Here is a 25,303-nt window from a genome sequence, read left to right on the forward strand (position 1 = left end):
GCCGCCATGTCGTAGGGAGCCGGGATTGTCCGATCAGGCGGTAGCCGAGTACAGGATCGAGGATCTGGCCCACCACAGCGGGGCGACGGTGCGCACGATCCGCGCGTACCAGGACCGCGGCCTGCTGCCGAAGCCGGAGCGGCGGGGCCGGTCCAACGTCTACCGGGAGACGCACCTGGCGCGCCTGCGCCAGATCGCGGACCTCCTGGACCGCGGCTACACCCTGGCCTCCATCAAGGAGCTGTTGGAGGCCTGGGACGCGGGGCGCGGACTGGGCGGCGTACTCGGTCTGGTGGCCGAGGTGCACGGGCCCTGGACCGACGAGGAGGCCGACCGGATCAGCCGGGAGGACCTCAACGCGCGGTTCGGCGGCCTGCCCGACGACGACGCGGTGGACGAGGCCTGTGAGCTGGGGGTGCTGGAACGGATCCCCGGCCGCCCGGACGAGTTCCTCGTGCCCTCGCCGCAGGAGCTGGCCGTCGCGGCCGAGCTGTACGCGGCGGGGGTTCCCCTGGGGGCGATCACGGGGCACCTGCGCGAGCTGCGCGGGCAGGTGGAGCACATCGCCTCGCGCTTCCTGGAGTTCACCACCGAGCACGTCTTCGCCCGCTACCTCGGGCAGGTGCCGCCGACCGATTCGGACGCGGCCGAGGCGGCGACGATGGTGCGCAGGCTGCGCCCGCTGGCCCAGCAGACGGTGGACGCCGAGCTGGCCCGGGCGATGCGGCTGTTCGCGACCCGGCACCTCCAGCGGCATCTGGGCGCGCCCGGTGCGGCGCAGCCGGCGGGCCCCGCCCCGGTGGCCCTGCCCGCCGGGACGGTACGGGCGGTGCAGGAGCTGGTGGGGCCGGAGCACGTGGCGGAGTTCGTCCGGGCCGCGACGGAGCGGGAGCTCCAGGCCCGGACGATGAACGATCTGGCGAGCCGGCGCGGCCGGTAATGCTCGATCGGTAGTCCACAGGGGGTCCCCGGGGCGAATCGCTCAGATGTCGCCGAAACCCTCCGAAACGGCTGTGGACAACTCCCGTCCGCCTGTGGGCAACACGGGTTACCGGCTAGACGATGGCTTCGAACGTCGAGCCGGTGCGGGGGATATCGGCCACCGCCGCCTCGGTCCCCTGCTGTCCGGAGCGCGGTGCGGTCGTGCCGTCGGCACGGCGCTCGCGGCCGTAGAGGAGGACGGCCAGGGCGAGTCCGAGGACGCCGCCGAGCAGTTGCGCCGCGACGAACCCGGGCAGTGACTGCGGTGCGATGCCGGTGAAGGAGTCGCTGAAGGCCCGCCCGATGGTGCCGGCGGGGTTGGCGAAGGACCCCGACGAGGTGAACCAGATCGCGGCGGCGATGTACGCGGCCACCGCGGCCGGGACCAGCCTGGGCCGGCCGATACGGCCGAGGCCCTGGATGACCAGGACCAGTCCGGCGGTGGCGACGATCTCGCCGATCAGCAGGTGGCCCCCGTCGCGAACCTGGGTGGAGAAGGTTCCCGGGGTGCGGCCGAACATCGTCTCCGCCAGTACGGCGCCGCCGATGGCGCCGGTGGTCTGGGCGGCGGCGTACGCGAAGGCCTCGCGCGCGTCGAGTCCCTCGCCGCCGGTGCGCCGGGCCCACCAGGCGGTGAGGGTGACGACCGGGTTGAGGTGGGCCCCGGAGAGAGGGCCGAACAGGGTGATGATCAGGCCGAGGCCGATCGCGGAGGCGAGCGAATTGGCGACGAGGGCGACACCGGTGTCGCGGCTGAGGTTCGCGGCCTGGATGCCCGAGCCGATCACCACCACGAGCAGGCCTGCGGTGCCGATGAGCTCGGCAGCCACACGCCGAAGCAGTGAAGCCTTATTTGTCATAGTTTCTCCCTCTGATAAGTCGTGATGCGGAAAATGTATTCCGTATCTTGGAAAAACGATAGAGGGGTGTCGCGTCCGTCCGAGGGGCGGAAAATCGCTGCCGCGGCCCCCCGCGAGCCGTCAAGCTGGGCACATGGATGACCGACGCACCGTGAAGGTGTCCAAATACGTCTCGAAACACCTCCGGCACCAGCCGGAACGGATCGGACTGGTGCTCGACCCCCAGGGCTGGGTGGAGATCGACGATCTCCTGCGGGCCGCCGCGGACCATGGATTCCCGTTCAGCAGGGCCGAACTCGACCACGTGGTCGCCGCCAACGACAAACAGCGGTTCGCCGTCGACGGCACCCGCATCCGGGCCAGCCAGGGCCACACCGTCGCCGTGGACCTGGGCCTTCCGGAGGCCGAACCGCCCGCGTACCTCTACCACGGCACCGTGGCCGCGGCCCTCGACGCGATCCGCATCGAGGGCCTGCGCCCCATGGCCCGCCACCACGTACACCTGTCGCCGGACCGCGAGACGGCGACCCGGGTCGGCGCGCGCCGGGGCCGGCCGGTGGTCCTCGCCGTGGACGCGGCGGCGATGCGCGCGGCCGGGCACGTGTTCCGGGTCAGCGCCAACGGGGTGTGGCTGGCGGACGCCGTACCGCCGCAATTCCTCCGCTTCCGGTGACCGTCGGAAGGCCCCGGCCGGGAACGCCGGCCGGGACGGAATTCACGGAGTGATTGTCGGATCGTCCACCTACTCTGTTCCTCGTTCCGGGATCAGTGAGGGGGGTACCTCGCGATGCCGACCGACCACGCGAGCAAGCGAGCTGATGCCTGATGACATCCGTGTCCCCGTCCCCGTCCGAATTCCCCGTCGAATCCGCGGCCGACGGCGCGGTCAACAACTTCCAGGTCGATCTGCGCGGCCTGGTCGACCTGCTCTCCCACCACCTCTATTCCAGCCCCCGCGTCTACGTGCGCGAACTCCTCCAGAACGCCGTGGACGCCGTGACCGCCCGTCACGCGCACGAACCCGGCGCGGAGGTGCGCATCCGCCTGTACGCGACCGCCGGCCGCATCACCATCGAGGACTCCGGCATCGGCCTGACGGCCGCCGAGGCCCACTCCCTCCTCGCCACCATCGGGCGCAGCTCCAAGCGCCGCGGCGAAGGCGCCTCCGCCGCCGAACTCCAGGGCCTGGAGAACACCCGTCAGCAGTTCCTCGGCCAGTTCGGCATCGGGCTGCTCGCCTGCTTCGTCGTCGCCCGGCAGATCAGGGTCGTCACCCGGTCCGCCCGCGACCCCCAGGCCGCACCCGTCGAGTGGCTGGCCACGGACGACGGCTCGTACACCGTGCGCGAACTGCCCCACGACGCCCGTCCCGAGCCCGGCACCACCGTCCACCTCGAAGCCCGCCCCGGCGCCGAGGAGTGGACCGAGCCCGCCCGCGTCGAGCGCCTCGCCCGCGACTACGGCTCCCTGCTCCCCTACCCGATCACCTTCGACGACGGCCTCGGCGGCCCTCCCCGGCCCGTCACCGACCGGCCCGCCGTATGGGACCGGCCCCACCCCACCCCGGCCGCCCGGCGCGTCGCGCTCGCCGGACACTGCGCGCAGCTCTTCGGCTTCACCCCGCTCGACAGCATCGACCTCGACCTGCCGGTGGCCGGGGTGCGCGGAGTCGCGTACGTACTTCCCGAACCCACCAGCCCCGCCCACCGGGCCGGCCACCGCGTCCACCTCAAGGGCATGCTGCTCACCGACCAGGCCGACAACCTGCTGCCGGACTGGGCCTTCTTCGTCCGCGCCGTGCTCGACACCGACACCCTGCGGCCCACCGCCTCCCGCGAGAACCTGTACGACGACGAGACGCTCGCCGCCGTACGCGAAGCCCTCGGCGCCCGCATCCGGTCCTGGCTGGCGGAGCTCGCGGCGAGCGAACCGGACCGTCTGGCCGCGTTCCTGAGCGTCCACCACCTCGGCGTGAAGTCCCTCGCCCGGCACGACGCGGAACTGCTCGGCCTGATGCTGCCGTGGCTGCCGTTCGAAACCAGCGACGGATCGATGAACCTGGAGGAGTTCACGGCGGCCCACGCCGAGATCCACTTCACGCGCACCGTCGAGGAGTTCCGGCAGATCGCCCCGATCGCGGCGGCCCACGGCCTCGGCGTCGTCAACGCCGGCTACACCTACGACGCCGACCTGCTGGCCCTGCTGCCCTCCGTACGCCCCGACCTGAAGGTCACCGAGCTGGACGCGGGAGCCGTCACCGACCGCCTCGACCCGGTCCCCACCGCCGTCGAACTCTCCCTCGCCGCGTTCCTCTCCACCGCCCGCACCCGGCTGGAGCCCCAGAGCTGCGACGTGGTGCTGCGCGCCTTCCAGCCCGTGGCCGTCCCCGCGCTCTACCTCGACGACCGCCAGGCCCGCCAGGAGCGGGACCGGACCGCCGCACTCGAATCCGCCGACTCCCTGTGGAGCGGCATCCTCGGCTCCCTGCGCGGCTCCGGCCCGCGCGCCCGCCTCGTCCTCAACCACAACAACCCGCTGATCCGGCGGATCGCGGGCCTCCCCGACCCGACGCTCGCCGGCACCGCCGTCGAATCGCTGTACGGCCAGGCGCTGCTGATGTCCCAGCGGCCGCTGCGCCCTGCCGATTCTGCCCTGCTCAACCGGGCCTTCCTCGGGCTCCTGGAATGGGCGACCCATCCCGTCAACAGCTCGGACACCCCGACCGCCACCTCCGAGGAGGACGAGAAGTGAGCACCCTGACCCCCGACGAGATCCGGCGCGCCCTGCACGAGAACCGGGACCTGCCCCACGGCGCCGCGCGCAACGCCCAGGCCGAGGCGCTGACCGCCGCCGCCGAGGTCTGCGGTGACACCGGCGTGTACCGGGCGGCCCTGATCAACCAGATCGACTCCTACGAGTACAGCGCCGAGCGAAGCCGCATGGTGGTCCCCTTCGCCCGCCTGCTCCAGGAGTACGACCGCGACCCGTCGGCGTTCGGCCCGGGTGACGCCCACTCCCTCTTCTGGCGCTTCAAGTGGGTGTCGGGCCAGATCATCAGCTCCCCCGACGTGCCGATCTCCTCCGTCACCGGTTACCTCGACGACATGGAGAAGCGCTACCGGATCGCCGGCTACAGCGAGCGGGCGGTACGCCAGTCCGAGTACTTCCTCGCCGACGCCGTCGGAGACGACGAGCGCGCCGAGCGAGCCATGGCGCAGTGGCGCGCGGCCGACCGCGACGAGATGAGCGACTGCCACGCCTGCGAGACCAACTCCCAGGGCGTCTTCTGGGCGACCAAGGGCGAGGACGCCAAGGCCATCGAGGTCTGGGAGCCCGTGCTGACCGGCGAGCAGACCTGCATGGAGGAACCGCACCGGGTGCTCGCCCGGTCGCTGCTCCCCCTGCTGCGCCTCGGCCGCACCGACGAGGCCCGCTCCCACCACCTGCGCGGCTACCGGATGGCCCGGGGCAAGGAGAGCCTGCTGCGGGCGATCGGCCAGCACATCGAGTTCTGCGCACTCACCGGCAACGAGGCGCGCGGGGTGGAGATCCTCGCCGAGCACGGGGCGCACCTGCGGCCGCTCGTGGACGTCAAGACGCAGCTGGACTTCTTCGCCGGGGTCCTGGTCCTGCTCCGCCGGCTGATCGAGCTCGGCCACGGCGGCGACCCGACGGTGCCGTACGAGGGCTCCGCGCACACCGTCGAGGAGCTGCACGGCGTCCTGCGCGCCGAGGTCCTGGACATCGCCCGGCGGTTCGACGTGCGCAACGGCACCACCCGGGTCTCCGAGCGGCTGACGGAGCGGCTCTTGCGGGCCCCGCTGGCCGACACGCTGCCGCTCGGCGTGCGCAGCGCCGCGCTGCCGCAGCCGGCCGGGACGGCCCCGGCGGCGGCACCCGCGCCCGTACCCGTCGGCGCCGCCGAGTTCAGCGTGCTCGTGGAGCAGGCCCGCGACGCCCGCGAGACGGGCCACCCGGCCGCGGACCGGCTCTGGGCGGAGGTCGCGGTACGGGTCTCCGCGCTGCCGGAACCGGAGGTGCACCCGCTGCTGCTCGCCGAGGTCGCCGACCACCGGGCCCTGACGGCCGCGCGGGCCGGCGCCCCGGACGCGGCGGAGCTGCTGACCGCCGTCCGCGACGGCTACCGGGCGCTGGGGCGGGCCGAGCGCGCCGCCCTGGCCGAGCTGCGGCTGGCGAGCGCGGCCGCGCAGGCCGGGGCCGCGCCGGAGGAGGTCCGCGCGCTGCTGGCGGCGGGGCTGCGCGCCGCCGAGGCACTGGACGCGGCGGAGCCGCTGCGGGCCCGCCGGATCGCCGTCGCGGAGCTGTCCGCGCTGCGGCTGGAGCCGTACCTGCGCTCGGCGGAGGCCGCGCGGGACCACGCCGACGAGAACGAGCACGGTCACGGCCATGACCACGAGCACGAGCACGACCACGGGCTGCTGGTGGCCGAGCTCTCCTCCTTCGTCTCCTCCTACGGGCAGGCCCTCCCGGACCTGGCGTCCGAGGCCGAGGAGCTGCTGGGCCGGCTGGCCCTCTCCCAGGGCGACACCGAACCGGCCCTGGAGCTGCTGGCCTCCGCCGCCGACCGCGCGGTCCAGGCGGGCCGGCCGTGGCAGGCGGCGGACCCCCTCGTCCTGCGGGCCGGGGTGCTGCTCTCGCTGGGACGGCCCGAGGAGGCCGAGGCGGCCGCACGGTCCGGTCTGGAGCACTCCGCCGAGGTGACCGACCCCGAGGAGCAGGGCCTCGTACGCCTCACCCTCGCGGACGTCCTGCTCCGCGGGCGGGGCGCGGTGGCGGAGGCCGCCGAGCACGCCCTCGCGGCGGCGCACTGGTTCGACCAGGCGGGGCTGGCCGCCGACGGCGGGGCCCAGGCCCGGCTGATGCTGGCCCAGGCCTACGCCCGGGACGGCCGCACCGCCGACGCCGCGGAGGTGCTGCAGTCGGCGCTGCCGGACCTGCTGGAGCACGGCGAGGGGCAGGCCGTGTCGGCGCGGGACTTCCTGGGGAACCTGCTGCGCGACCTGCGCGAGTCCCGGGGCGCCGCGGAGCAGTTCCTGCTCGCCGCCGACCTGGTCAAGGACTGGGAGGACCCCCGGCCGCAGGCGGGCTTCGCGCAGGCGGCCGCCGACTGCCTCTCCGACGCCGGCCACGCCGATGAGGCGGTCGCCGCCTACCGGCGCGCTCTGGAGCTGCGCCGGCTGACCGGTGACGCGGTGGTCTCCGAGGTCAGGATCCTTCGTTCGCTGGCCTGGCTGGGGATGCGCGAGGAGGTCACCGAGGAGACCGTGGCAGCGGCCCGGGTCCTGATGGACGAGGCTGCCGGCGTCCTGGATGCGGCCCTGAAGGCCGGTGACGCCGAGGACCCGGAGCTGCTCTCCGAACTGGCACAGACCTGGCACCAGCTGGCCCAGGTGCTGGACCGGCTGGTGAGCTCCCGGGCCCCGGAGGGGGCCGGCCAGTCCCAGGACGGGGTCGTCCTGAGCGCCGCCGCCGTCGAGGACCTGAGGCTGGAGGAGATCCGGCTGTGGGAGCGCGCGGCCGAGCTGTACGCGGGGCTGGGGCCGGAACACCTCCAGGACCGCTTCCAGTGCGTGAACAACGCGGCGTGGACCGATCACGAGCTGGGCCGCCCGGATGCGGGCGCGGCCAGGGTGTCGGCGCTGCTGGAGGAGGTCGAGTCACTCCCCGAGGGCACGGCTCCCGAGTGGGTGGTCCCTCAGGCGCGACGGATCATCACGAACCTGACGGCCTGAGGTTCTGAGCGTGTGACCGGCTGAGCTCCTGAGCGCCCGGCCGGGCCCTGTCGGCTCCGGCCGGGTTCCGTCGTGCGACGGGACCCTGCCGGAGCCGTCGGGAGAGGTTCAGCCCTCCAGCTGGGCGAGCGCCTCGGTGGCGATCCGCTCGAAGACCGCCTCGTCGGCGGCGAAGTCGGAGTCCGGGATCGGCGCGTGGATGACCAGCTCGGTGAAGCCCAGCTCGCGGTGGCGGCCCGCGAAGTCCACGAACGCGTCCACGGACTCCAGGATGGCGCCGCGCTCGGGGGTGAAGCCGGTCAGCAGCACCTTCTCGATGGAGTCGGAATCCCGGCCGATCTCCGCCAGGGCCTTCTCCAGGCGCTCGTGCTGGACGCGCAGGGCCGCCAGCGATTCCTCGGGCGTGCCCTCGGCGTGCTTCGGGTCGCCCGCGGTCACCCAGGCCTGGCCGTGGCGCGCCGCGAGCTTCACACCGCGAGGGCCGGTCGCCGCGACGGCGAACGGCAGGCGGGGACGCTGGACGCAACCGGGGATGTTGCGCGCCTCGTCGGCGGAGTAGAACGTGCCGTGGTGGGTGACCGCCGGCTCGGTGAGCAGCCGGTCGAGCAGCGGCACGAACTCCGCGAAGCGGTCCGCCCGCTCGCGCGGGCTCCACTCGTCCTGCCCCAGCGCGGTCGCGTCGAAGCCGTTGCCGCCCGCGCCGATGCCGAGGGTGATGCGACCGCCCGAGATGTCGTCCAGGGACATCAGCTCCTTGGCCAGGGTCACCGGGTGCCGGAAGTTCGGCGAGGTGACCAGGGTCCCCAGGCGGATCCGCTCGGTGACGGCCGCCGCGGCGGTCAGGGTGGGCACCGCGCCGTACCAGGTCTGGTCGCGGAAACTCCGCCAGCTCAGGTGGTCGTAGGTGTAGGCGGTGTGGAACCCGAGGCGCTCGGCCCGCTCCCACTGGTCGCGGCCCCCCTCGTGCCACGGACGTACCGGCAGGATCACGGTGCTCAGGCGCAAAGTCATGCCGTCGAGCGTACGGCGGTCCGTGTCTCGTACACCAACCACACCGCGTCCCTCAGGGCCCGGCTCGTCCGGTCTGGCGCATGTTTCACGTGAAACATGCGTCGGCGCGAAGCCTTCGGCGGGGCTGCCCCGCGGCCGGAGCGGGGAAAATGTCTGGACGATCACGGTCCGGCAGCCGGGGCCCATGGGCGAAGATGGAGCGGTGACCTCGGCTTCTCAGCGCCCCGACGGGCCGACCCCTGCCCCCCGGCTCATCGCCACCGATCTCGACGGCACCCTGCTGCGCGACGACAAGTCCGTCTCGCTCCGTACGGTCGCCGCGCTCGCCGCTGCCGAGGAGGCCGGGATCGAGGTCTTCTTCGTCACCGGCCGTCCGGCCCGCTGGATGGACGTGGTCAGCGACCACGTCCACGGCCACGGCCTGGCGATCTGCGCGAACGGCGCCGCCGTCGTCGACCTCCACGCAGGACGGGAGTTCGTAGAGGTCAGGGCGCTGCCCCGGGCCACGGCCCTCACCGTCGTCAACGCCCTGCGCACGGCAGCCCCCGGCACCTCCTTCGCGGTCGAGATGACCACCGGCATCAACTACGAACCGGCCTACCCGCCGTTCTTCCAGGACCCGGGGGCCACGGTCGCCACGGCCGAGAAGCTGCTCCACGAGGAGCACGACGACCATGCGGCTCCGGTGCTGAAGCTGCTCGCGCACCATCCCGAGATGGCCCCGGACGACTTCCTCGCCCTGGCCCGGTCCGCCGCCGGCGCCTACGCCTCCATCACCCGCTCCAGCCCGACCGCACTGCTGGAGATCAGCGGGCTCGGGGTGTCCAAGGCCAGCACCCTGGAGCTGTGCTGTGCCGAACGCGGGATCTCGCCCGCGGAGGTCGTCGCCTTCGGGGACATGCCGAACGACGTGGAGATGCTCCGCTGGGCCGGCACCTCGTACGCGATGGGCAACGCCCACCCGGACGTGATCGCGGCCGCCTCCGGCCGTACGGTGGCCAACAACGAGGACGGGGTCGCCGTGGTGATCGAACGGATCCTGGCCGAGCGCACCGCACGCGGCTAAGGGGTCTCCCCGCCCGGGTGGGCGCGACCGATCACAGCGGGGCCTCCCAGACCAGGGTGGTCCCGCCGTCGTCCTCCCCGATGCCGGATCCGTACCAGCTGGAGCCGCCGAGCGACTCCGCCCTGCGGCGCAGGTTCCGCAGGCCGCTGCGCCGGCCGCCCTCCGGCATGCCCACCCCGTCGTCGGCGACTTCCAGCCGTACCCCCGGCCGGCCGTCGGGCAGGCTGGCGGTGGAGTCGACCAGCACCTCGATGCGGGACGCGGCCGCGTGCCGGAAGGCGTTGGACAGGGCCTCGCGGAGGGCCGCGATCAGGTTCTTGCCGACCAGCTCCCCGACGACGGTGTCGACCGGCCCGACGAAACGGTGCGCGGGCTTGAAGCCCAGCGGTACGGCCGCCATGTTGATCTCCCGCAGCACACGGGTGCGCAGCCCCGACGGGGCCTCCGCCGGACCCTGCTGGAGCGCGAAGATCGCGGTGCGGATCTCCTGGATGGTCACGTCCAGCTCGTCCACGGCCTTGCCCACGCCGTCGCGGACCTCGGGGACGATGGACCTGCGCTGCGCGCCCTCCAGCATCATCCCGGTGGCGAACAGCCGCTGGATGACCAGGTCGTGCAGGTCCCGGGCGATCCGGTCGCGGTCCTCGAACACCGCGAGCCGCTCCCGGTCCCGCTGGGCCTCGGCCATCATCAGCGCGAGGGCGGCCTGGGAGGCGAACTGCGTGGCCAGGGTCCGCTCCGCCTCCGTGAAGGGCCGCTTTCCACGGGCCCGCGGGGTGACCAGCGCACCCAGCACCCGCCCGCCGCTGTGCAGCGGCAGCATCATGCAGGGCCCGTACTGGCTGGTCAGCCTACTGATCATGCGGGGGTCGGAGGCGGCGTCGTCCACGAACACCGGCTCGCCCCGCAGCAGCTTGTCCGCCACCGGGCTCTCGGCGGGAATGACCACGCCGAGCGAGGTGGCGGGGTTGTCCGCGGAGACCGCGACGATCTCCATGCCGCCCTCCTCCGCCGGCAGCATCACGATCCCGGCGGCGGAGTCGGCCAGCCGTCGGGCCTGTTCGGCCACCACCGACAGGGCGTCGTCCGCGTCGCCGCCGGACAGCAGGGCCGTGGTGACCGCCACCGAGCCGTCGATCCAGCGCTCGCGCTGGGTGGCGGCCTCGTAGAGCCGGGCGTTGCCGATGGCGATGCCCGCCTCGGTGGCCAGCACCCGGACCATGTGGACGTCGTAGTCGTTGAACTCGCCGCCGCCGTTCTTCTCGGCGAGGTAGAGGTTCCCGAAGATCTCGCCCTGCACCCGGATCGGGACGCCCAGGAAGGTCTTCATGGGCGGGTGGTGCGCGGGGAACCCCGCCGACCGGGGGTCCTTCGTCAGATCGGCGAGCCGGACGGTGTCCGGGTGGGAGATGAGCGCCCCGAGCAGGCCGCGCTTCCCGTCCGGCCGGTGCCCGATCCGCCGCGCCAGCTGTGCGCTGACGCCGAAGGTGACGAAGTCCGAGAGCCCCGGGCCGTCCGTGTCCACGACCCCGATCGCCGCGTAGCGGGCGTCGGCGAGCTCGGCGGCGGTCTCGCAGATGCGGTCGAGCGTGGAGTGCAGTTCGAGGCCGGTGCCGACCGAACGCATGGCCTCCAGCAGCTGTGGGACGCGGGCCGTCAGCTCCGTGGACAGCCCGTGCAGGCTCCGGGTGGCCTGGGTGGCGGCCTCCAGCGGATCCGGTGCGCCCCCACGGGATTCCGGCGACTCCGGTGATTCCTGCGACTCCTGCACTGACATGCCCTCGAGCGTAGTTAGTCCCGTATAGGAGGGAAAGTCAGCCCCGGGTGCCGACCAGGGCCCGATCGGCCTCCCGCTCACGCTCCAGAAGGCTCCGCAGCGGCCCCTCGGCCTCCGCCAGCTCCGCATAGGCGCCCCGCTGCACGACCGCTCCCTCGTCCAGTACGAGCACCTCGTCCACCGCCGCCAGCCCGGCGAGCCGGTGCGTGATCAGTACGGTGGTCCGGCCCTCCGTGGCCGCCAGCAGATCCGCCGTCAGGGCGTCCGCGGTCGCCAGGTCCAGGTGCTCGGCCGGCTCGTCCAGGACGAGGACGGGGAAGTCCGCCAGCAGCGCCCGCGCCAGGGCCAGCCGCTGGCGCTGCCCGCCGGAGATCCGCTCCCCGTGCTCCCCGACCAGGGTGTCCAGCCCGTCCGGAAGCCCGTCGGCCCACTCCAGCAGCCGGGCCGCGGCGAGGGCCTCGCGCAGCTGCTCCTCGCTCGCCCCGGTCCGGGCCAGCCGCAGGTTCTCGCGCACCGAGCTGTCGAAGAGGTGCGCGTCCTGGGCGCACAGGCCCACGATCCGGCGTACGTCGTCGCCGTCGAGGCCCCGGACGTCCGTCCCGCCCAGGGTGTACGCGCCTTCGCGCGGGTCGAGGAAGCGCAGCAGGACCTGCGCCAGCGTGGTCTTGCCCGAACCCGACGGCCCGACGACCGCGATGCGCCGGCCCGCCTCCAGGGTCAGGTCCAGCCCGTGCAGCGCGTCCCGCTCCTGCCCGCCGTGCCGGGCGGCGAGGCCCGTCAGCCGCAGCGGGAAGGGCGAGTCCGGCAGCGCCCGGGGCTCGGCCGGCTCGGCGACGGGCACCGGGGCGTCGATGACCTCGTACACCCGCTCGGCGCTGCGCCGCACCCGCTGGCGGTACTGGACGGCCAGCGGAAGCCCGCTGACGGCTTCGAAGGCGGCGAGCGGGGTCAGCACCACCACCGCCATGGCCACCCCGGACAGCCGGCCGTCCGCGACGGCCTCCGCACCGGCAAACGCGGCGCACACCACAGTGAGTCCGCACAACAGGGCGGAAAGCCCGCCGCCGAGCCCGGTGGCCGCGGCCCCGCGCGAGGCGATCCGGGTCAGCACGCCGTCGCTCTCCCGCGCCCGCTCCTTGCGGCCGGCCAGCGCCCCGGCCACCGTCAGTTCGGCGGTACCCGTCAGCAGATCGGCCACCCGGGTGGCGAGTTCGCCCCGGGCGGGCGCCAGCCGCCGCTCGGCACGCCGCGCGCAAGCCCCGCTGAGCAGCGGCACCCCCACCCCCGCGGCGAGCAGCCCCGCCCCGAGCGCGGCCCCCGCCCCGGGCAGCATCCAGGCGGTGAACGCCACCGACCCGGTGCCGACGAGCACCGCCGTGCCCACCGGCAGGAGCCAGCGCAGCCAGTAGTCCTGGAGCGCGTCGGCGTCGGCCACCAGCCGGGAGAGGAGGTCCCCGCGCCGCTGCTCGCGCAGCCCGGCGGGGGCGATCCGCTCCAGCCGGCGGTACACCGCGACCCGCAGGTCGGCGAGCATCCGCAGGACGGCGTCGTGCGACACGAGCCGCTCGGCGTAGCGGAAGACGGCCCGCCCGATCCCGAAGGCCCGCGTCGCGGTGACGGCAACCATCAGGTACAGCACCGGCGGCTGCTCGGAGGCCCGGGAGATCAGCCATCCCGAGACGGCCATCAGCCCGACGCTGCTCCCGACGGCCAGCGCCCCGAGCAGCAGCCCGAGCCGGAACCGGCCCTGCCAGGCCGCGGCCACGGCGCGCACCCGGCGCAGCGGATCACCGGCCGCTCCCGCGCCCTCGGTGCCCCCGCCGGCCGAGCCGCGTCCGTTCCGCTCGGGTCCGTGCCCGAGGATCCACTCGCCGGGGCCCGAGACCACCGCGGACCCGTGCGAAGCCGCGCCCCCTCCCGCAGCGGAGGCCGTACCGGCGATGGCCGCCGAGGCCGTACCGGCTGCGGCCGCGAGGGCCCCGGCCGGCCGGCCCGCGGCGCCCTCGCCCACCGCCACGACGCGGTCGGCCACCGCCAGCAGCGCCGGCCGGTGCACCACGAGCAGCACGGTCCGCCCGACCGCGAGGCGGCGTACGGCGTCCACGACCGCGGCCTCGGTCTCCCCGTCCAGGGCCGCCGTCGGTTCGTCCAGCAGCAGCACCGGCCGGTCCGCGAGGAACGCCCTGGCCAGGGCGAGGCGCTGGCGCTGCCCGGCGGACAGTCCGGTCCCGCCCTCACCGAGCAGGGTCCGCACCCCGTGCGGCAGGGCGGAGACGAACTCCCACGCCCCGGCCTCGCGCAGGGCCGCCTCCACGGCTTCGTCCTCGGCCCCGGGCCGGGCCAGGCGGACGTTCTCGGCGATGGTCCCGGCGAACAGGTGGGGCCGCTGCGGGACCCATGCGATGCGCTCCCGCCACTGTTCCAGGGAGAGCTCCGCCAGGTCCGCGTCCCCGACCCGGACCCGTCCCGCCGTCGGGGTGACGAAGCCCAGCAGCACGTTCAGCAGAGTGGACTTCCCGGCCCCGCTCGGGCCGGTGAGGGCCACGCACTCGCCCGGTCCGACGACGAGCGAGACGGGTCCCGGAGAGCTCGCGCCGCGCCCCTCGTACCGCACCTCGACCCCGTCGAGCGCGATCCGCAGTCCCGTGGCCGGCACGTCGGCGCCGCCACCCGGTGCGGGGGCCGGGGTCTCCAGGACCTCGAAGATCTCTTCCGCGGCGGCCAGTCCCTCGGCGGCCGCGTGGTACTGCGCGCCGACCTGGCGCAGCGGCAGGTAGGCCTCCGGCGCCAGGATCAGGATGACCAGCCCGGTGTACAGGTCCAGCTCCCCGTGGACGAGCCGCATCCCGATGGTGACCGCGACGAGCGCCACGGACAGCGTCGCCAGGAGCTCAAGGGCGAAGGAGGAGAGGAAGGCGATGCGCAGGGTGCGCATGGTGGCCTGGCGGTAGTCGTCGGTGATCTTCCGGATGGACTCGGCCTGTGCCTTGGCCCGCCCGAACACCTTCAGCGTGGGCAGGCCCACCACCACGTCGAGGAAGTGCCCCGACAGCCGCGAGAGCAGCCGCCACTGGCGGTCCATCCTGCTCTGGGTGGCCATGCCGATGAGGATCATGAACAGCGGGATCAGCGGCAGGGTGACCACGATGATGGCCGCCGACACCCAGTCCTCGGTGACGATCCGGGCGAGCACCGCCCCCGGGACCACCACCGCGAGCCCCAGCTGGGGCAGGTAGCGGGAGAAGTAGTCGTCGAGCGCGTCCACGCCCCGGGTGGCCAGGGACACCAGGGACCCCGTGCGCTGTCCGCTGAGCCGGCCGGGCCCGAGGGCGGCGGCACGGTCCAGCAGCCGGCCCCGGAGTTCGGACTTGACCGCCGCGCTCGCCCGGTGCGCGGCCAGCTCCGTGAGCCAGGCGACGAGGCCGCGCCCCAGGGCCACCGCCGCGAGCAGCAGCAGCGGCGTCCGGAGCGCGGCGCCGTCGAGTCCCCGTTCGAAGGCTCCGACCACGATCTCGGCGATGAGCATCGCCTGACCGACGACCAGCCCCGCCCCGGCGAGCCCGAGGGCCACCACTGCCCCCAGGAACAGACGGGTGGAACGGGCGTACCGCAGCAGGCGCGGGTCGATCGGTTTCACGTGAAACATCCCCTCGGCAGGGTCGGGCAGGAGTGACGCGCGCGGCTCAGTGCGCGTCGACGATGTGCTGCGTACCGATCCGCTTGCGGAAGACCCAGTACGTCCAGCCCTGGTAGAGCAGGACCAGGGGAGTGGCCACGGCGGCGCACCAGGTCATGATCTTCAGGGTGTACGGGGTGGACGAGGCGTTGGTGACCGTGAGGCTCCAGGCCGCGTCCAGCGAGGACGGCATGACGTTCGGGAACAGCGTCAGGAAGAGCATCGCGACGGCCGCCGCGATGGTGATCCCGGACAGGGCGAACGCCCAGCCCTCCCGGCCCGCGAGGTTGAACCCGAGGGCCCCGACCAGTGCCACTACGGCGACGGCCATCGCCGCCAGGCTCCAGACGTCACCGCGCGAGGCCTGGGTCCAGATCAGGAAGACCAGGGCCAGGACGGCCGTCACCACCCCCAGCCGGGTGGCGAGCGCACGCGCACGGTCCCGGATGTCCCCGACGGTCTTCAGAGCGGCGAAGACGGCACCGTGGAAGGTGAACAGGGTCAGGGTGACCAGGCCGCCGAGGACCGAGTAGACGTTGAGCAGGTCGAGGACGTTCCCGACGTACTCCATGTCCTGGTCGATCTTCACGCCGCGCGCGATGTTGGCGAAGGCCACGCCCCACAGGAAGGCCGGGATCAGCGAGGTCCAGAAGATCGCGTGTTCCCAGTTGGTCTGCCACCGCTCCTCGGACCGCTTGTGGCGGTACTCGAAGGCGACTCCGCGGACGATGAGGCAGCCCAGGATGACCAGCAGTGGCAGGTAGAAGCCGGAGAAGAGGGTCGCGTACCACTCGGGGAAGGCGGCGAAGGTGGCGCCGCCGGCCGTGAGCAGCCACACCTCGTTGCCGTCCCAGACGGGTCCGATGGTGTTGATCAGGACCCGCTTCTCGGTGCGGTCCCGGGCGAGGAGCTTGGTCAGGACACCGATCCCGAAGTCGAAGCCCTCCAGGAAGAAGTAGCCGGTCCACAGGACGGCGATCAGTACGAACCAGACGTCGTGAAGTTCCATGGTGTGGTCTCCTCAGCCTCAGTACGAGAAGGCCATCGGCCGGTCGGGGTTCTTGTCGTCCCCGCCGATCCTGGTGGGCGGGTTGAGGTCGGCCTCGGTGAGCTCGGGCGGGCCGGCCTTGACGTACTTCACGAGCAGCCTGACCTCGATCACCGCGAGCACGGCGTAGAGCAGAGTGAAGCCGATCATCGAAGTGAGCACCTCGCCCTGCGAGACGCCCGGCGAGACCGCGTCCCTGGTGCGCAGCACTCCGTAGACCACCCAGGGCTGACGGCCCATCTCGGTGAAGATCCAGCCCCAGGAGTTGGCGATCAGCGGGAAGAGCATGGTCCAGAGCGCGGCGATCCAGTACAGCCGGGCGAACCGGGGGCTGAGCGCCTCCTTGAAGAGGACGAGATGGGGGACCTCGTCCTCACCGGTGCGCAGCGCCGGCGGCAGCATGAACCGCTTGCGGGTCAGCCACAGCCCGAGCATGCCGATCCCCAGGGAGGCCATGCCGAAGCCGATCATCCAGCGGAAGCCCCAGTAGGCGACGGGGATGTTGGGCCGGTAGTCGCCGGGGCCGAACTTCTCCTGCTCGGCCTTGTTGACGTCGTTGATGCCGGGGACGAAGGAGCTGAAGTCGTCGTTGGCGAGGAAGGACAGGAGGCCGGGAATCTCGATGGCCACCTTGTTGTGGCCCTTCTCGACGTCTCCGTAGGCGAAGACCGAGAAGGGGGCCGGCGCCTCGCCGTCCCAGAGCGCTTCGGCGGCGGCCATCTTCATCGGCTGCTGCTTGAACATCACCTTGCCGAGCAGGTCACCGCTGATCGCGGTGCCCATTCCGGCGATGATCATGACGACCAGGCCGAGCCGCAGCGAGCTGCGCATCACCGGGACGTGCTTCTTGCGCGCGAGGTGGAAGGCGGCGATGCCGACCATGAACGCACCGCCGACGAGGAACGCGGCCGTGATGGTGTGGAAGAACTGGGTGAGGGCGGTGTCCTGGGTGAGGACCGCCCAGAAGTCGGTGAGCTCGGCCCGGCCCCGCTCCTCGTTGATGCGGTAGCCGACCGGGTGCTGCATCCAGGAGTTGGCCGCCAGGATGAAGTAGGCGGACAGGACGGTGCCGAGGGAGACCATCCAGATGCAGGCGAGGTGGATCTTCTTGGGCAGCTTGTCCCAGCCGAAGATCCACAAGCCGATGAAGGTCGACTCGAAGAAGAAGGCGATCAATGCCTCGAACGCCAGCGGGGCGCCGAAGATGTCGCCCACGAATCGCGAGTAGTCGGACCAGTTCATGCCGAACTGGAACTCCTGGACGATGCCGGTGACGACACCCATCGCGATATTGATCAAGAAAAGCTTGCCCCAGAACTTCGTGGCCCTGAGGTACTTCTCCTTCTCCGTGCGGACCCACGCGGTCTGCAGGCCGGCGGTCAGCGCGGCGAGCGAGATCGTGAGCGGAACGAAGAGGAAGTGGTAGACGGTGGTGATGCCGAACTGCCAGCGCGCCAATGTCTCAGGCGCCAAAGCTAGGTCCACGTCGTCTTCTCCTTGTCGTCGCCGTGGTCACAGCGGGCAGTCTGCCTGGCGGGTTCCTCCCCATAACGGGAGGAAGCAGGACACGCTTGTGAACGCGTTCACATTCACAAGCATTATGTCCTACCACCTCCGGCTCGAATCAGCCGGGGTCCCCCTTATCGGCCACTAGCCAAGGATTTCAACAGATTGTTGAATGTGGCCATGCAGATTCGAATCTCCTGGCCTGCCGGCCTGCTCACCGCGACCCTCGACGAGACCCCGACCAGCAAGGCGCTGGCGGCGGCCCTTCCGATCTCCGCCTCCGCGAACACCTGGGGCGAGGAGGTCTACTTCGACACCGGGGTCTCGGTGGCCCTGGAAGACGACGCCCAGCAGGTCGTCGACCCCGGCACGGTCGCCTTCTGGACCGAGGGCGACGCACTCGCCCTGCCCTACGGCCCCACGCCCATCTCGCGCGGTGGCGAGAGCCGCCTGGCGAGCCCGTGCAACGTGCTCGGCTCGTTCGACGGCGACCCCCGCCTCCTGGCCACCGTCCGCGACGGCGACCCCATCCGCGTGGAACTGGTCTGACCCCAGCTCCCGGCTGCGGCACGCGGCCGCGGCTCCCTGCCTACGGCTCCGCGCCCACGGCCTTGCCTACAGCTCCTTGAAGAACGCCTCCGCCGTGTGCAGGAAGAGGTCGTTCGCCTCGGTCTCACCGATCGTGACCCGCAGGCCCTCGCCCGCGAAGGGCCGGACCACCACACCGGCCTTCTCGCAGGCCGCCGCGAAGTCGGCGGTGCGCTCCCCCAGCCGCATCCACACGAAGTTGGCCTGGGTGTCCGGAACCGTCCAGCCCTGCGCGAGCAGCGTCTCGTGGACCCGGTTGCGCTCGCACACCAGCGCCCCGACCCGGCCCATCAGCTCGTCCTCGGCCCGCAGCGAGGCGACCGCCGCGTCCTGGGCGAGCTGGCTCACGCCGAAGGGCACGGCCGTCTTGCGCAGCGCCGCGGCCACCGGCTCGTGTGCCACTGCGAAGCCGACGCGCAGGCCGGCCAGCCCGTACGCCTTGGAGAACGTGCGCAGCACGGCCACGTTCGGGCGGTCGCGGTAGAGCTCGATGCCGTCCGGGACGTCGGTGTCGCGCACGAACTCCCGGTAGGCCTCGTCCAGCACCACCAGGACGTCCGAGGGAACCCGGTCCAGGAACCGCTCCAGCTCGGCGCGGCGCACGGCGGTGCCGGTGGGGTTGTTGGGGTTGCAGACGAAGATCAGGCGGGTCCGGTCGGTGATCGCGGCGGCCATCGCGTCCAGGTCGTGCACGTCACCGTCGGTCAGCGGCACCTGCACCGAGGTCGCGCCGGAGATCTGGGTGATGATCGGGTACGCCTCGAAGGAGCGCCAGGCGTAGATGACCTCGTCGCCCGGGCCGGCCGTGGACTGGATCAGCGACTGGGCCACACCCACCGAGCCGGTGCCCGTGGCGATGTGCTCGACCGGCACGCCGAAACGCTCCGCCAGCTCGTTCACCAGGCCGGTGCACGCCATGTCCGGGTAGCGGTTGAACCGGCCGGCCGCGGCCACGGCGCTCTCCAGGACCCCCGGGAGCGGCGGGTACGGGTTCTCGTTCGAGGACAGCTTGAACGCGACGGCCCCGCCCGCGGCGGCGGGCTTGCCGGGCTTGTAGGTGGGGATGCCGTCCAGCTCGGCGCGCAGCTTCGGGCTCTTCTCGCTCACCGCAGGTCCTCCTCGACCGTCCCGTCGACGTCTCCGTCGACTCAATACTGCTCACCTTATGAGGATTCCGCCGATACGAGAATGGCGGGCGCCAGGAACACAGGGGGAGCGCGCGCATATATGCGTGCGCCGGTGGCCTGCGCCGTGGCGCGCGTCCCTCGTGCAGGTGAGTTGAGGGCGGCCGGAGGCGGCTCCGTTTTGGCATGTTCGTACCCGTCGACAAGCCTCACTCTCAGACCAGGACGACAAATACCTTCAATTCCAAGGTCATTGGGGGTGGCGAACCATGCAGAATCGTGCCTGTCAACGCGTGCATATGCACCCGAACCACCCTGCCCTCCGCGCCCTACTATCGGCTCGCCATGACAGCAGCAGGGAAGCACCAGGTGAGCCGGACCGAGACCACCCGGCGGGTCGGCGGCCGACAGGGCCGGGCCGGCATCAGGGACGTGGCCGCCGCGGCGGGCGTGTCCATCACAACCGTCTCCGACGCGCTCAATGGCAAGGGGAGGCTGCCGGACGCCACCCGCCGCCACGTCCGCGAGGTCGCCGACCGGCTGGGGTACCGCCCCTCCGCCGCGGCCCGCACCCTCCGTACCGGCAAGTCGGGCCTCATCGGCCTGACCGTGACGACGTACGGGGATGAACCTTTCACCTTCACCGAATTCGCGTACTTCGCCGAGATGGCACGGGCCGCCACCTCCGCCGCGCTCGCCCGCGGCTACGCCCTCGTCATCCTGCCCGCCACCTCACGACACGACGTCTGGTCCAACGTGGCCCTCGACGGCACCGTCGTCATCGACCCCTCCGACCACGACCCGGTCGTCAGCGAACTGGTCCGCCAGGGCCTGCCCGTGGTCTCCGACGGCCGGCCGGCGGGCACCCTGCCCGTCACCGCCTGGGTGGACAACGACCACGAGGCCGCCGTGCTGGGCCTCCTCGACCACCTCGCCGCCGCCGGAGCCCGCCGCATCGGGCTGCTGACCGGCACCACCACCGACACCTACACCCGGCTCTCCACGACGGCGTACCTCAACTGGTGCGAGCGCGTCGGCCAGGACCCGGTCTACGAGTCCTACCCCGCCCACGACCCGTGCGCCGGCGCCGTCGCCGCCGACCGGCTCCTCGCCCGCCCCGACCGGCCGGACGCCGTGTACGGCCTCTTCGACCCCAACGGCACCGACCTCCTCGCCGCCGCCCGGCGCTACGGGCTGCGGGTCCCCGAGGACCTGCTCCTCGTCTGCTGCAGCGAGTCCACCGTCTACGCCAACACCGAACCGCCCATCACCACGCTCTCCCTCAAGCCCCGCCGCATCGGCACCGCCGTCGTACAGCTGCTGATCGACGCGATCGAGGGAGTGGACACCGGACGCCCCGTCGAACAGGTCGTGCCGACCGAGCTGATCATCCGCACCTCCTCGCAGCGCAGGACACCCCGCACGACCGTCAGCCCGCCGCGCTCGCCGGCCCAGGACTGACCGCCACACCGTCACAGGGGCGGGGCCGATGGCCCCGCCGAGGATTTCCACAACGCCGAAACCGGAACAAAAGGGCAGGAAGGAGAGGTTCCGGCAAGGATTCACCACCCCTGGTGCGTCACAGAGCGCGAGCCGCATTCCTATGATGGGCGCACGACATCACGGACCCTCCACCCCGGAGGTGAGCAGGGTCCGCAGGTGTACGGCAGCGCGACGGTGGTGGAGGGGTCGATGACTCAGGGGGCCGGTCAGGGACCCGCGATGCGGACGGACACGCTGCGGGACTTCCGGGTGCCGGTCGTCGAACCCGCGCCGTACACCGCGGCCGCCGCACTGCCCGGCGAGCCCCCCGTGTACGGCGAGTACCCCGCGTACTACGACGAGAGCACCCCGGTGCCCCCGCGGCCCGCCTACGCTCCCGACGGGCCCGCCGCGGCTCCTCCCGCCCACCCGGGCACGGAGGCCGTCCCGCAGCAGCGCACGGCGGGCGACGGCGAGTACGACGACGCCGGTGACGACGGCTACACGCCCACGCAGCGCGACCTGCCCATCATCGTCCGCGGCTCGGCCGGCGGCCCCGGGGACACCGTGCAGGTCCAGTACGTCCCCCAGGAGAACCCCGGCTCCGGCCCCGGCCCGCTCTACGTCGTGGGCGACGTGCACGGCTACCTGGACGAGCTCATCCGGGAACTCCAGGCCCAGCACCTCATCGACGCCGAATGCCGCTGGTCCGCCGGCAACGCCCGGCTCTGGTTCCTCGGCGACTTCACCGACCGCGGCCCCGACGGCATCGGCGTCATCGACCTCGTCATGCGGCTCTCCGCCGAGGCCGCCGCCGCCGGCGGCTACTGCAAGGCCCTGATGGGCAACCACGAACTGCTCCTGATCGGCGCCAAGCGCTTCGGCGACACCCCCGTGTCCTCCGGCGCCGGCACCGCCACCTTCCAGGCCGCCTGGCTGCTCAACGGCGGCCAGCGCACCGACATGGAGCGCCTGGAGGACGTGCACCTCCAGTGGATGTCCCGCCTCGACGCGGCGACGCTGCAGGACGGCCACCTGCTGCTGCACTCGGACACCACCGCGTACCTGGACTACGGCGACTCCATCGAGGACGTCAACGACACCATCCACGAGCTTCTCAACCGCAACGACGCCGACATCACCTGGGACCTCTTCCGCAAGTTCACCAAGCGGTTCGCCTTCCGCGACGAGGAGACCGGCCCCCAGGCCGTACGGGAACTCCTGGCCACCTACGGCGGCGGCCGCGTCGTCCACGGCCACAGCCCCATCCCGTACCTGCTCGGCGAGGTGGGCACCGAGGACGGCGACGACTCCCACGGCCCGGAGGCCGTGGACGGGCCCCACGTGTACGCCGACGGGCTGGCCATCGCGATGGACGGCGGAGTGACGATGGCGGGCAAGCTGCTCGTCGTTCAACTACCTCTGCGCGACTGAGCGTTCTCGGAGCGGGGTATTTCAGCAAAGCCCCTGTCACCGCGTGGCAGGGGCGCTCTACCATCGCTCTATCCGTAGCAGGCTCTCCTCCGTTTGTGCCGGAGCCCCGTATCTACGCGGGCATACCGGCATGTACGGGGCATCGGGGGATGCACATGACCAGCGCTCCGCACCTGCTCACCGAAGACCGACCGGAGTTCGACCGGCTCCTCGACGAGGCACTGCGCACCGCGGACGAACGACCCGAACTCGCCACCCTGGGCGAACGGCTGAACGCCGAACAACTGCGCACCATGGCCCTGGCCGCCATCACACTCCTGACCGCCGCGGCGGCCGCCGAGTACGACCACTACGTGAAGGTGCGGGAGGAGCTGCGCGACGGGGCCCTCTCGGCCTTCGGGACGAACGCCGAGGACGGCGGCGAGGACCAGGACGGCGGGGCCGGTGTGAGCGCCGTGGTCGGCGTCCTCGCACCGGTCCTGGCGGGCACCGCCATGCTGATCTTCCTGCTGGTGGGGTACTGCCTCAAGATGATCGACCCGGCCCCTGCCTTCGCCGAGACCATGCTGACGGCGGGCTGGCTCTTCGGCGGGCTCACCGTGGCCGCCGTGCTGTTCGCGGTGGTCGGACTGCTCGTGACGGCCCTGCGCAACAGCTCCACGGAAGTCACCGCGGAAGAGAGCGTGCCGATATCCGACGAGCTCTCCCGTGCCCGCGAGGCCTGGCGGAACGCCTTGCTGGAGCGGGGCATCGTGCCCTTCCTCCGTGATGCCCTGGCGGACCCGACCGCCGGACCGGGCTACCCGGTGCCTCGCACGCCGGGGGCCGGGCGTATCCCCAGCCTGGGCTACACGCGCCCGGACTTCACCAGCCCGGGCCCGAACTCCCCGGGCTCCCGACCCGGCTTCAGCTCGCCGGACTTCACCAGCCCGGACTTCGGCGGACCGGACCAGGACCCCGAGTAGGACCGGAGTGGGTCCCCGAGCAGGACCCCGGCCACCGCTGCCCGGTCGGCCGTGTTTCACGTGAAACATCCGCCGCCACGGGCTCGGCCGGGAACGGCGAAGGCCGGCCGACGACTCCCCCCGGAATGCCGTCGGCCGACCCCCTGTGCACCCGTCAGTCGGCCAGCGGCAGGTAGACCCTGTTGCCCGAGGCCGCGAACTCGGCGGACTTCTCCGCCATGCCCGCCTCGATCTCATCGGCCTTCAGGTCACCGCCGTGCTCACGGCGGATGTCCTGCGAGATCTTCATGGAGCAGAACTTCGGACCGCACATGGAGCAGAAGTGCGCGGTCTTGGCCGGCTCGGCCGGGAGGGTCTCGTCGTGGAACTCACGGGCCGTGTCCGGGTCCAGGGCCAGGTTGAACTGGTCCTCCCAGCGGAACTCGAACCGCGCGTCCGACAGGGCGTCGTCCCACTCCTGGGCGCCCGGGTGGCCCTTGGCCAGGTCCGCCGCGTGCGCGGAGATCTTGTAGGTGATGACGCCGGTCTTCACGTCGTCCCGGTTGGGCAGGCCCAGGTGCTCCTTGGGCGTCACGTAGCAGAGCATCGCGGTGCCCCACCAGGCGATCATCGCGGCGCCGATGCCCGAGGTGATGTGGTCGTACGCGGGCGCGACGTCGGTGGTCAGCGGGCCGAGCGTGTAGAACGGCGCCTCCTCGCAGATCTCCTGCTGGAGGTCGATGTTCTCCTTGATCTTGTGCATCGGGACGTGGCCCGGGCCCTCGATCATCGTCTGGACGTTGTGCCGCTTGGCGATGGTGTTCAGCTCGCCCAGCGTCTTCAGCTCCGCGAACTGCGCCGCGTCGTTGGCGTCCGCGATGGAGCCCGGCCGCAGGCCGTCACCCAGCGAGTACGTGACGTCGTACGTCGCGAGGATGTCGCACAGCTCCTCGAAGTTCGTGTAGAGGAAGTTCTCCTTGTGGTGCGCGAGGCACCAGGCGGCCATGATCGAACCACCGCGGGAGACGATGCCGGTCTTGCGACGGGCGGTCAGCGGCACGTACGGCAGCAGTACGCCGGCGTGGACCGTCATGTAGTCGACGCCCTGCTCGGCCTGCTCGATGACCGTGTCCTTGTAGATCTCCCAGGTCAGGTCCTCGGCCTTGCCGTCGACCTTCTCCAGGGCCTGGTACAGCGGCACGGTGCCGATCGGGACGGGGGAGTTGCGCAGCACCCACTCGCGGGTGGTGTGGATGTTGCGGCCGGTGGAGAGGTCCATGACCGTGTCGGCGCCCCAGCGGGTCGCCCAGGTCATCTTCTCCACCTCCTCCTCGATCGAGGAGGTGACGGCGGAGTTGCCGATGTTGGCGTTGACCTTGACCAGGAACTTCTTGCCGATGATCATCGGCTCGATCTCCGGGTGGTTCACGTTGGCCGGAAGCACCGCGCGGCCTGCGGCAATCTCCTCGCGGACGACCTCGGGGGAGACGTTCTCGCGGATCGCGACGTACTCCATCTCCGGGGTGACCTCGCCCCGGCGGGCGTACGCGAGCTGGGTGACGGCGGCGCCGCCACGGCCCCGGCGGGGCTGGCGCGGGCGGCCCGGGAAGACCGCGTCGAGGTTCTTGAGACCCCCGCGCGGCGAGGTGTGCTTGATGCCGTCGTCCTCGGGGCGGACGGGGCGTCCCGCGTACTCCTCCGTGTCGCCACGGCCGATGATCCAGTTCTCGCGCAGCGGCGCGAGGCCACGGCGGACGTCGGTCTCGATCTGCGGGTCGGTGTACGGACCGGACGTGTCGTAGAGCGTCACGTCCTTGCCGTTGGTGAGGTGGACCTGGCGGACCGGCACCCGGATGTCGGGGCGGGAGCCCGCCACGTAGCCCTTGTGCCAGCCCGGCTGGCGCTCGGTCTGGCCGTCGGCGTTCTGGCTGACGGCAGGCGTGCGTGCGTCCTGAATGGTCATGAGACCTAATCTCCCTACGCCGGCATTACCCGGTAACAGGTTCGGCGGTCGACGCAGCCTCCTCCCGTACGCATTCTCATGCGCGTACGG

The 25,303-nt window shown here is 72.1% G+C and carries 17 protein-coding genes; 9 read left to right on the top strand and 8 right to left on the bottom strand.

Translation table 11 applies throughout. From position 1 onward, the window contains the following. Positions 1 to 25: 25 nt before the first annotated feature. Positions 26 to 940 (top strand): MerR family transcriptional regulator, encoded by a 915-nt coding sequence (locus tag ABD973_RS15785; protein ID WP_125821760.1) that lies wholly within the window; start codon positions 26 to 28, stop codon positions 938 to 940. A 115-nt stretch (positions 941 to 1,055) separates the two neighbouring features. On the opposite strand, the gene ABD973_RS15790 is transcribed toward ABD973_RS15785, so the two are convergent. Then, the gene (locus ABD973_RS15790) at positions 1,056 to 1,841 is read right to left on the bottom strand and encodes an aquaporin (protein WP_125594079.1); all 786 of its coding nucleotides are present in this window, start codon (positions 1,839 to 1,841) and stop codon (positions 1,056 to 1,058) included. A 133-nt stretch (positions 1,842 to 1,974) separates the two neighbouring features. Between ABD973_RS15790 and ABD973_RS15795 the strand changes: the two genes are divergently transcribed. The 3 genes from ABD973_RS15795 (at position 1,975) to ABD973_RS15805 (ending at position 7,594) form a co-directional block, all read left to right on the top strand. After that, a complete protein-coding gene (locus ABD973_RS15795) occupies positions 1,975 to 2,514 on the top strand; it encodes an RNA 2'-phosphotransferase (protein ID WP_125821759.1) in 540 nt (179 codons plus the stop codon). Between the two features lie 152 nt (positions 2,515 to 2,666). Continuing rightward, positions 2,667 to 4,592, top strand: a complete 1,926-nt coding sequence (locus ABD973_RS15800) for an HSP90 family protein (protein WP_345500445.1) — start codon at positions 2,667 to 2,669, stop codon at positions 4,590 to 4,592. Continuing rightward, positions 4,589 to 7,594, top strand: coding sequence for a tetratricopeptide repeat protein (locus ABD973_RS15805; protein ID WP_345500447.1), 3,006 nt, complete (start codon positions 4,589 to 4,591; stop codon positions 7,592 to 7,594). Before ABD973_RS15800 ends, ABD973_RS15805 begins: the two co-directional genes overlap by 4 nt. Before the next feature lie 108 nt (positions 7,595 to 7,702). On the opposite strand, the gene ABD973_RS15810 is transcribed toward ABD973_RS15805, so the two are convergent. Next, complete coding sequence (locus ABD973_RS15810) at positions 7,703 to 8,605, bottom strand: LLM class flavin-dependent oxidoreductase (protein ID WP_345500449.1); 903 nt, start codon at positions 8,603 to 8,605, stop codon at positions 7,703 to 7,705. Positions 8,606 to 8,789: 184 nt separating this feature from the next. Between ABD973_RS15810 and ABD973_RS15815 the strand changes: the two genes are divergently transcribed. Continuing rightward, positions 8,790 to 9,671: a Cof-type HAD-IIB family hydrolase gene (locus ABD973_RS15815; protein WP_206436539.1), complete on the top strand. Its 882-nt coding sequence runs from the start codon at positions 8,790 to 8,792 to the stop codon at positions 9,669 to 9,671. A 31-nt stretch (positions 9,672 to 9,702) separates the two neighbouring features. Here ABD973_RS15815 and ABD973_RS15820 read toward each other — a convergent pair whose 3' ends face one another. From ABD973_RS15820 to ABD973_RS15835, 4 genes are read right to left on the bottom strand one after another with little or no spacing between them, the layout of a single operon-like run. Then, a complete protein-coding gene (locus ABD973_RS15820) occupies positions 9,703 to 11,448 on the bottom strand; it encodes a sensor histidine kinase (protein WP_125821754.1) in 1,746 nt (581 codons plus the stop codon). Positions 11,449 to 11,485: 37 nt separating this feature from the next. Next, positions 11,486 to 15,085, bottom strand: coding sequence for a thiol reductant ABC exporter subunit CydD (cydD, locus tag ABD973_RS15825; protein ID WP_345500468.1), 3,600 nt, complete (start codon positions 15,083 to 15,085; stop codon positions 11,486 to 11,488). 46 nt (positions 15,086 to 15,131) lie between these two features. Beyond that, positions 15,132 to 16,133 carry a cytochrome d ubiquinol oxidase subunit II gene (gene cydB, locus ABD973_RS15830; protein ID WP_125821752.1) on the bottom strand — a complete coding sequence of 334 codons (1,002 nt, stop codon included), beginning with the start codon at positions 16,131 to 16,133 and terminating at the stop codon, positions 15,132 to 15,134. An 18-nt stretch (positions 16,134 to 16,151) separates the two neighbouring features. Next, positions 16,152 to 17,657 carry a cytochrome ubiquinol oxidase subunit I gene (locus ABD973_RS15835; RefSeq protein WP_125821751.1) on the bottom strand — a complete coding sequence of 502 codons (1,506 nt, stop codon included), beginning with the start codon at positions 17,655 to 17,657 and terminating at the stop codon, positions 16,152 to 16,154. Between the two features lie 201 nt (positions 17,658 to 17,858). Here ABD973_RS15835 and ABD973_RS15840 point away from each other — a divergent pair, with 201 nt between their 5' ends. Then, positions 17,859 to 18,227, top strand: a complete 369-nt coding sequence (locus ABD973_RS15840) for a cyclophilin-like fold protein (RefSeq protein ID WP_125594089.1) — start codon at positions 17,859 to 17,861, stop codon at positions 18,225 to 18,227. A gap of 66 nt (positions 18,228 to 18,293) precedes the next feature. Here ABD973_RS15840 and hisC read toward each other — a convergent pair whose 3' ends face one another. Next, positions 18,294 to 19,373: a histidinol-phosphate transaminase gene (hisC, locus tag ABD973_RS15845; RefSeq protein ID WP_125821750.1), complete on the bottom strand. Its 1,080-nt coding sequence runs from the start codon at positions 19,371 to 19,373 to the stop codon at positions 18,294 to 18,296. Between the two features lie 362 nt (positions 19,374 to 19,735). Between hisC and ABD973_RS15850 the strand changes: the two genes are divergently transcribed. From ABD973_RS15850 to ABD973_RS15860, 3 genes are all read left to right on the top strand, one after another. After that, positions 19,736 to 20,851 carry a LacI family DNA-binding transcriptional regulator gene (locus ABD973_RS15850; protein ID WP_007265278.1) on the top strand — a complete coding sequence of 372 codons (1,116 nt, stop codon included), beginning with the start codon at positions 19,736 to 19,738 and terminating at the stop codon, positions 20,849 to 20,851. Positions 20,852 to 21,067: 216 nt separating this feature from the next. After that, complete coding sequence (locus tag ABD973_RS15855) at positions 21,068 to 22,306, top strand: metallophosphoesterase (protein WP_345504605.1); 1,239 nt, start codon at positions 21,068 to 21,070, stop codon at positions 22,304 to 22,306. 149 nt (positions 22,307 to 22,455) lie between these two features. Beyond that, the gene (locus tag ABD973_RS15860; protein WP_345500472.1) at positions 22,456 to 23,271 is read left to right on the top strand and encodes a hypothetical protein; all 816 of its coding nucleotides are present in this window, start codon (positions 22,456 to 22,458) and stop codon (positions 23,269 to 23,271) included. 154 nt (positions 23,272 to 23,425) lie between these two features. On the opposite strand, the gene thiC is transcribed toward ABD973_RS15860, so the two are convergent. Beyond that, positions 23,426 to 25,213: a phosphomethylpyrimidine synthase ThiC gene (gene thiC / locus ABD973_RS15865; protein WP_125821748.1), complete on the bottom strand. Its 1,788-nt coding sequence runs from the start codon at positions 25,211 to 25,213 to the stop codon at positions 23,426 to 23,428. Positions 25,214 to 25,303 lie beyond the last annotated feature (90 nt).

The sequence above is a fragment of the Streptomyces racemochromogenes genome (genome assembly GCF_039535215.1).
Taxonomy (GTDB): Bacteria; Actinomycetota; Actinomycetes; order Streptomycetales; family Streptomycetaceae; genus Streptomyces; species Streptomyces racemochromogenes.

What these genes read in the sequence shown, in the direction of transcription:
- ABD973_RS15820 (WP_125821754.1), bottom strand. Translation starts at nt 11,448, where the DNA reads ATGTCAGTGCAGGAGTCGCAGGAATCACCGGAGTCGCCGGAATCCCGT.
- thiC (WP_125821748.1), bottom strand. Translation starts at nt 25,213, where the DNA reads ATGACCATTCAGGACGCACGCACGCCTGCCGTCAGCCAGAACGCCGAC.
- ABD973_RS15850 (WP_007265278.1), top strand. Translation starts at nt 19,736, where the DNA reads ATGACAGCAGCAGGGAAGCACCAGGTGAGCCGGACCGAGACCACCCGG.
- ABD973_RS15840 (WP_125594089.1), top strand. Translation starts at nt 17,859, where the DNA reads ATGCAGATTCGAATCTCCTGGCCTGCCGGCCTGCTCACCGCGACCCTC.
- ABD973_RS15800 (WP_345500445.1), top strand. Translation starts at nt 2,667, where the DNA reads ATGACATCCGTGTCCCCGTCCCCGTCCGAATTCCCCGTCGAATCCGCG.
- ABD973_RS15815 (WP_206436539.1), top strand. Translation starts at nt 8,790, where the DNA reads ATGGGCGAAGATGGAGCGGTGACCTCGGCTTCTCAGCGCCCCGACGGG.
- cydB (WP_125821752.1), bottom strand. Translation starts at nt 16,133, where the DNA reads ATGGAACTTCACGACGTCTGGTTCGTACTGATCGCCGTCCTGTGGACC.
- ABD973_RS15810 (WP_345500449.1), bottom strand. Translation starts at nt 8,605, where the DNA reads ATGACTTTGCGCCTGAGCACCGTGATCCTGCCGGTACGTCCGTGGCAC.
- ABD973_RS15860 (WP_345500472.1), top strand. Translation starts at nt 22,456, where the DNA reads ATGCACATGACCAGCGCTCCGCACCTGCTCACCGAAGACCGACCGGAG.
- ABD973_RS15790 (WP_125594079.1), bottom strand. Translation starts at nt 1,841, where the DNA reads ATGACAAATAAGGCTTCACTGCTTCGGCGTGTGGCTGCCGAGCTCATC.
- ABD973_RS15795 (WP_125821759.1), top strand. Translation starts at nt 1,975, where the DNA reads ATGGATGACCGACGCACCGTGAAGGTGTCCAAATACGTCTCGAAACAC.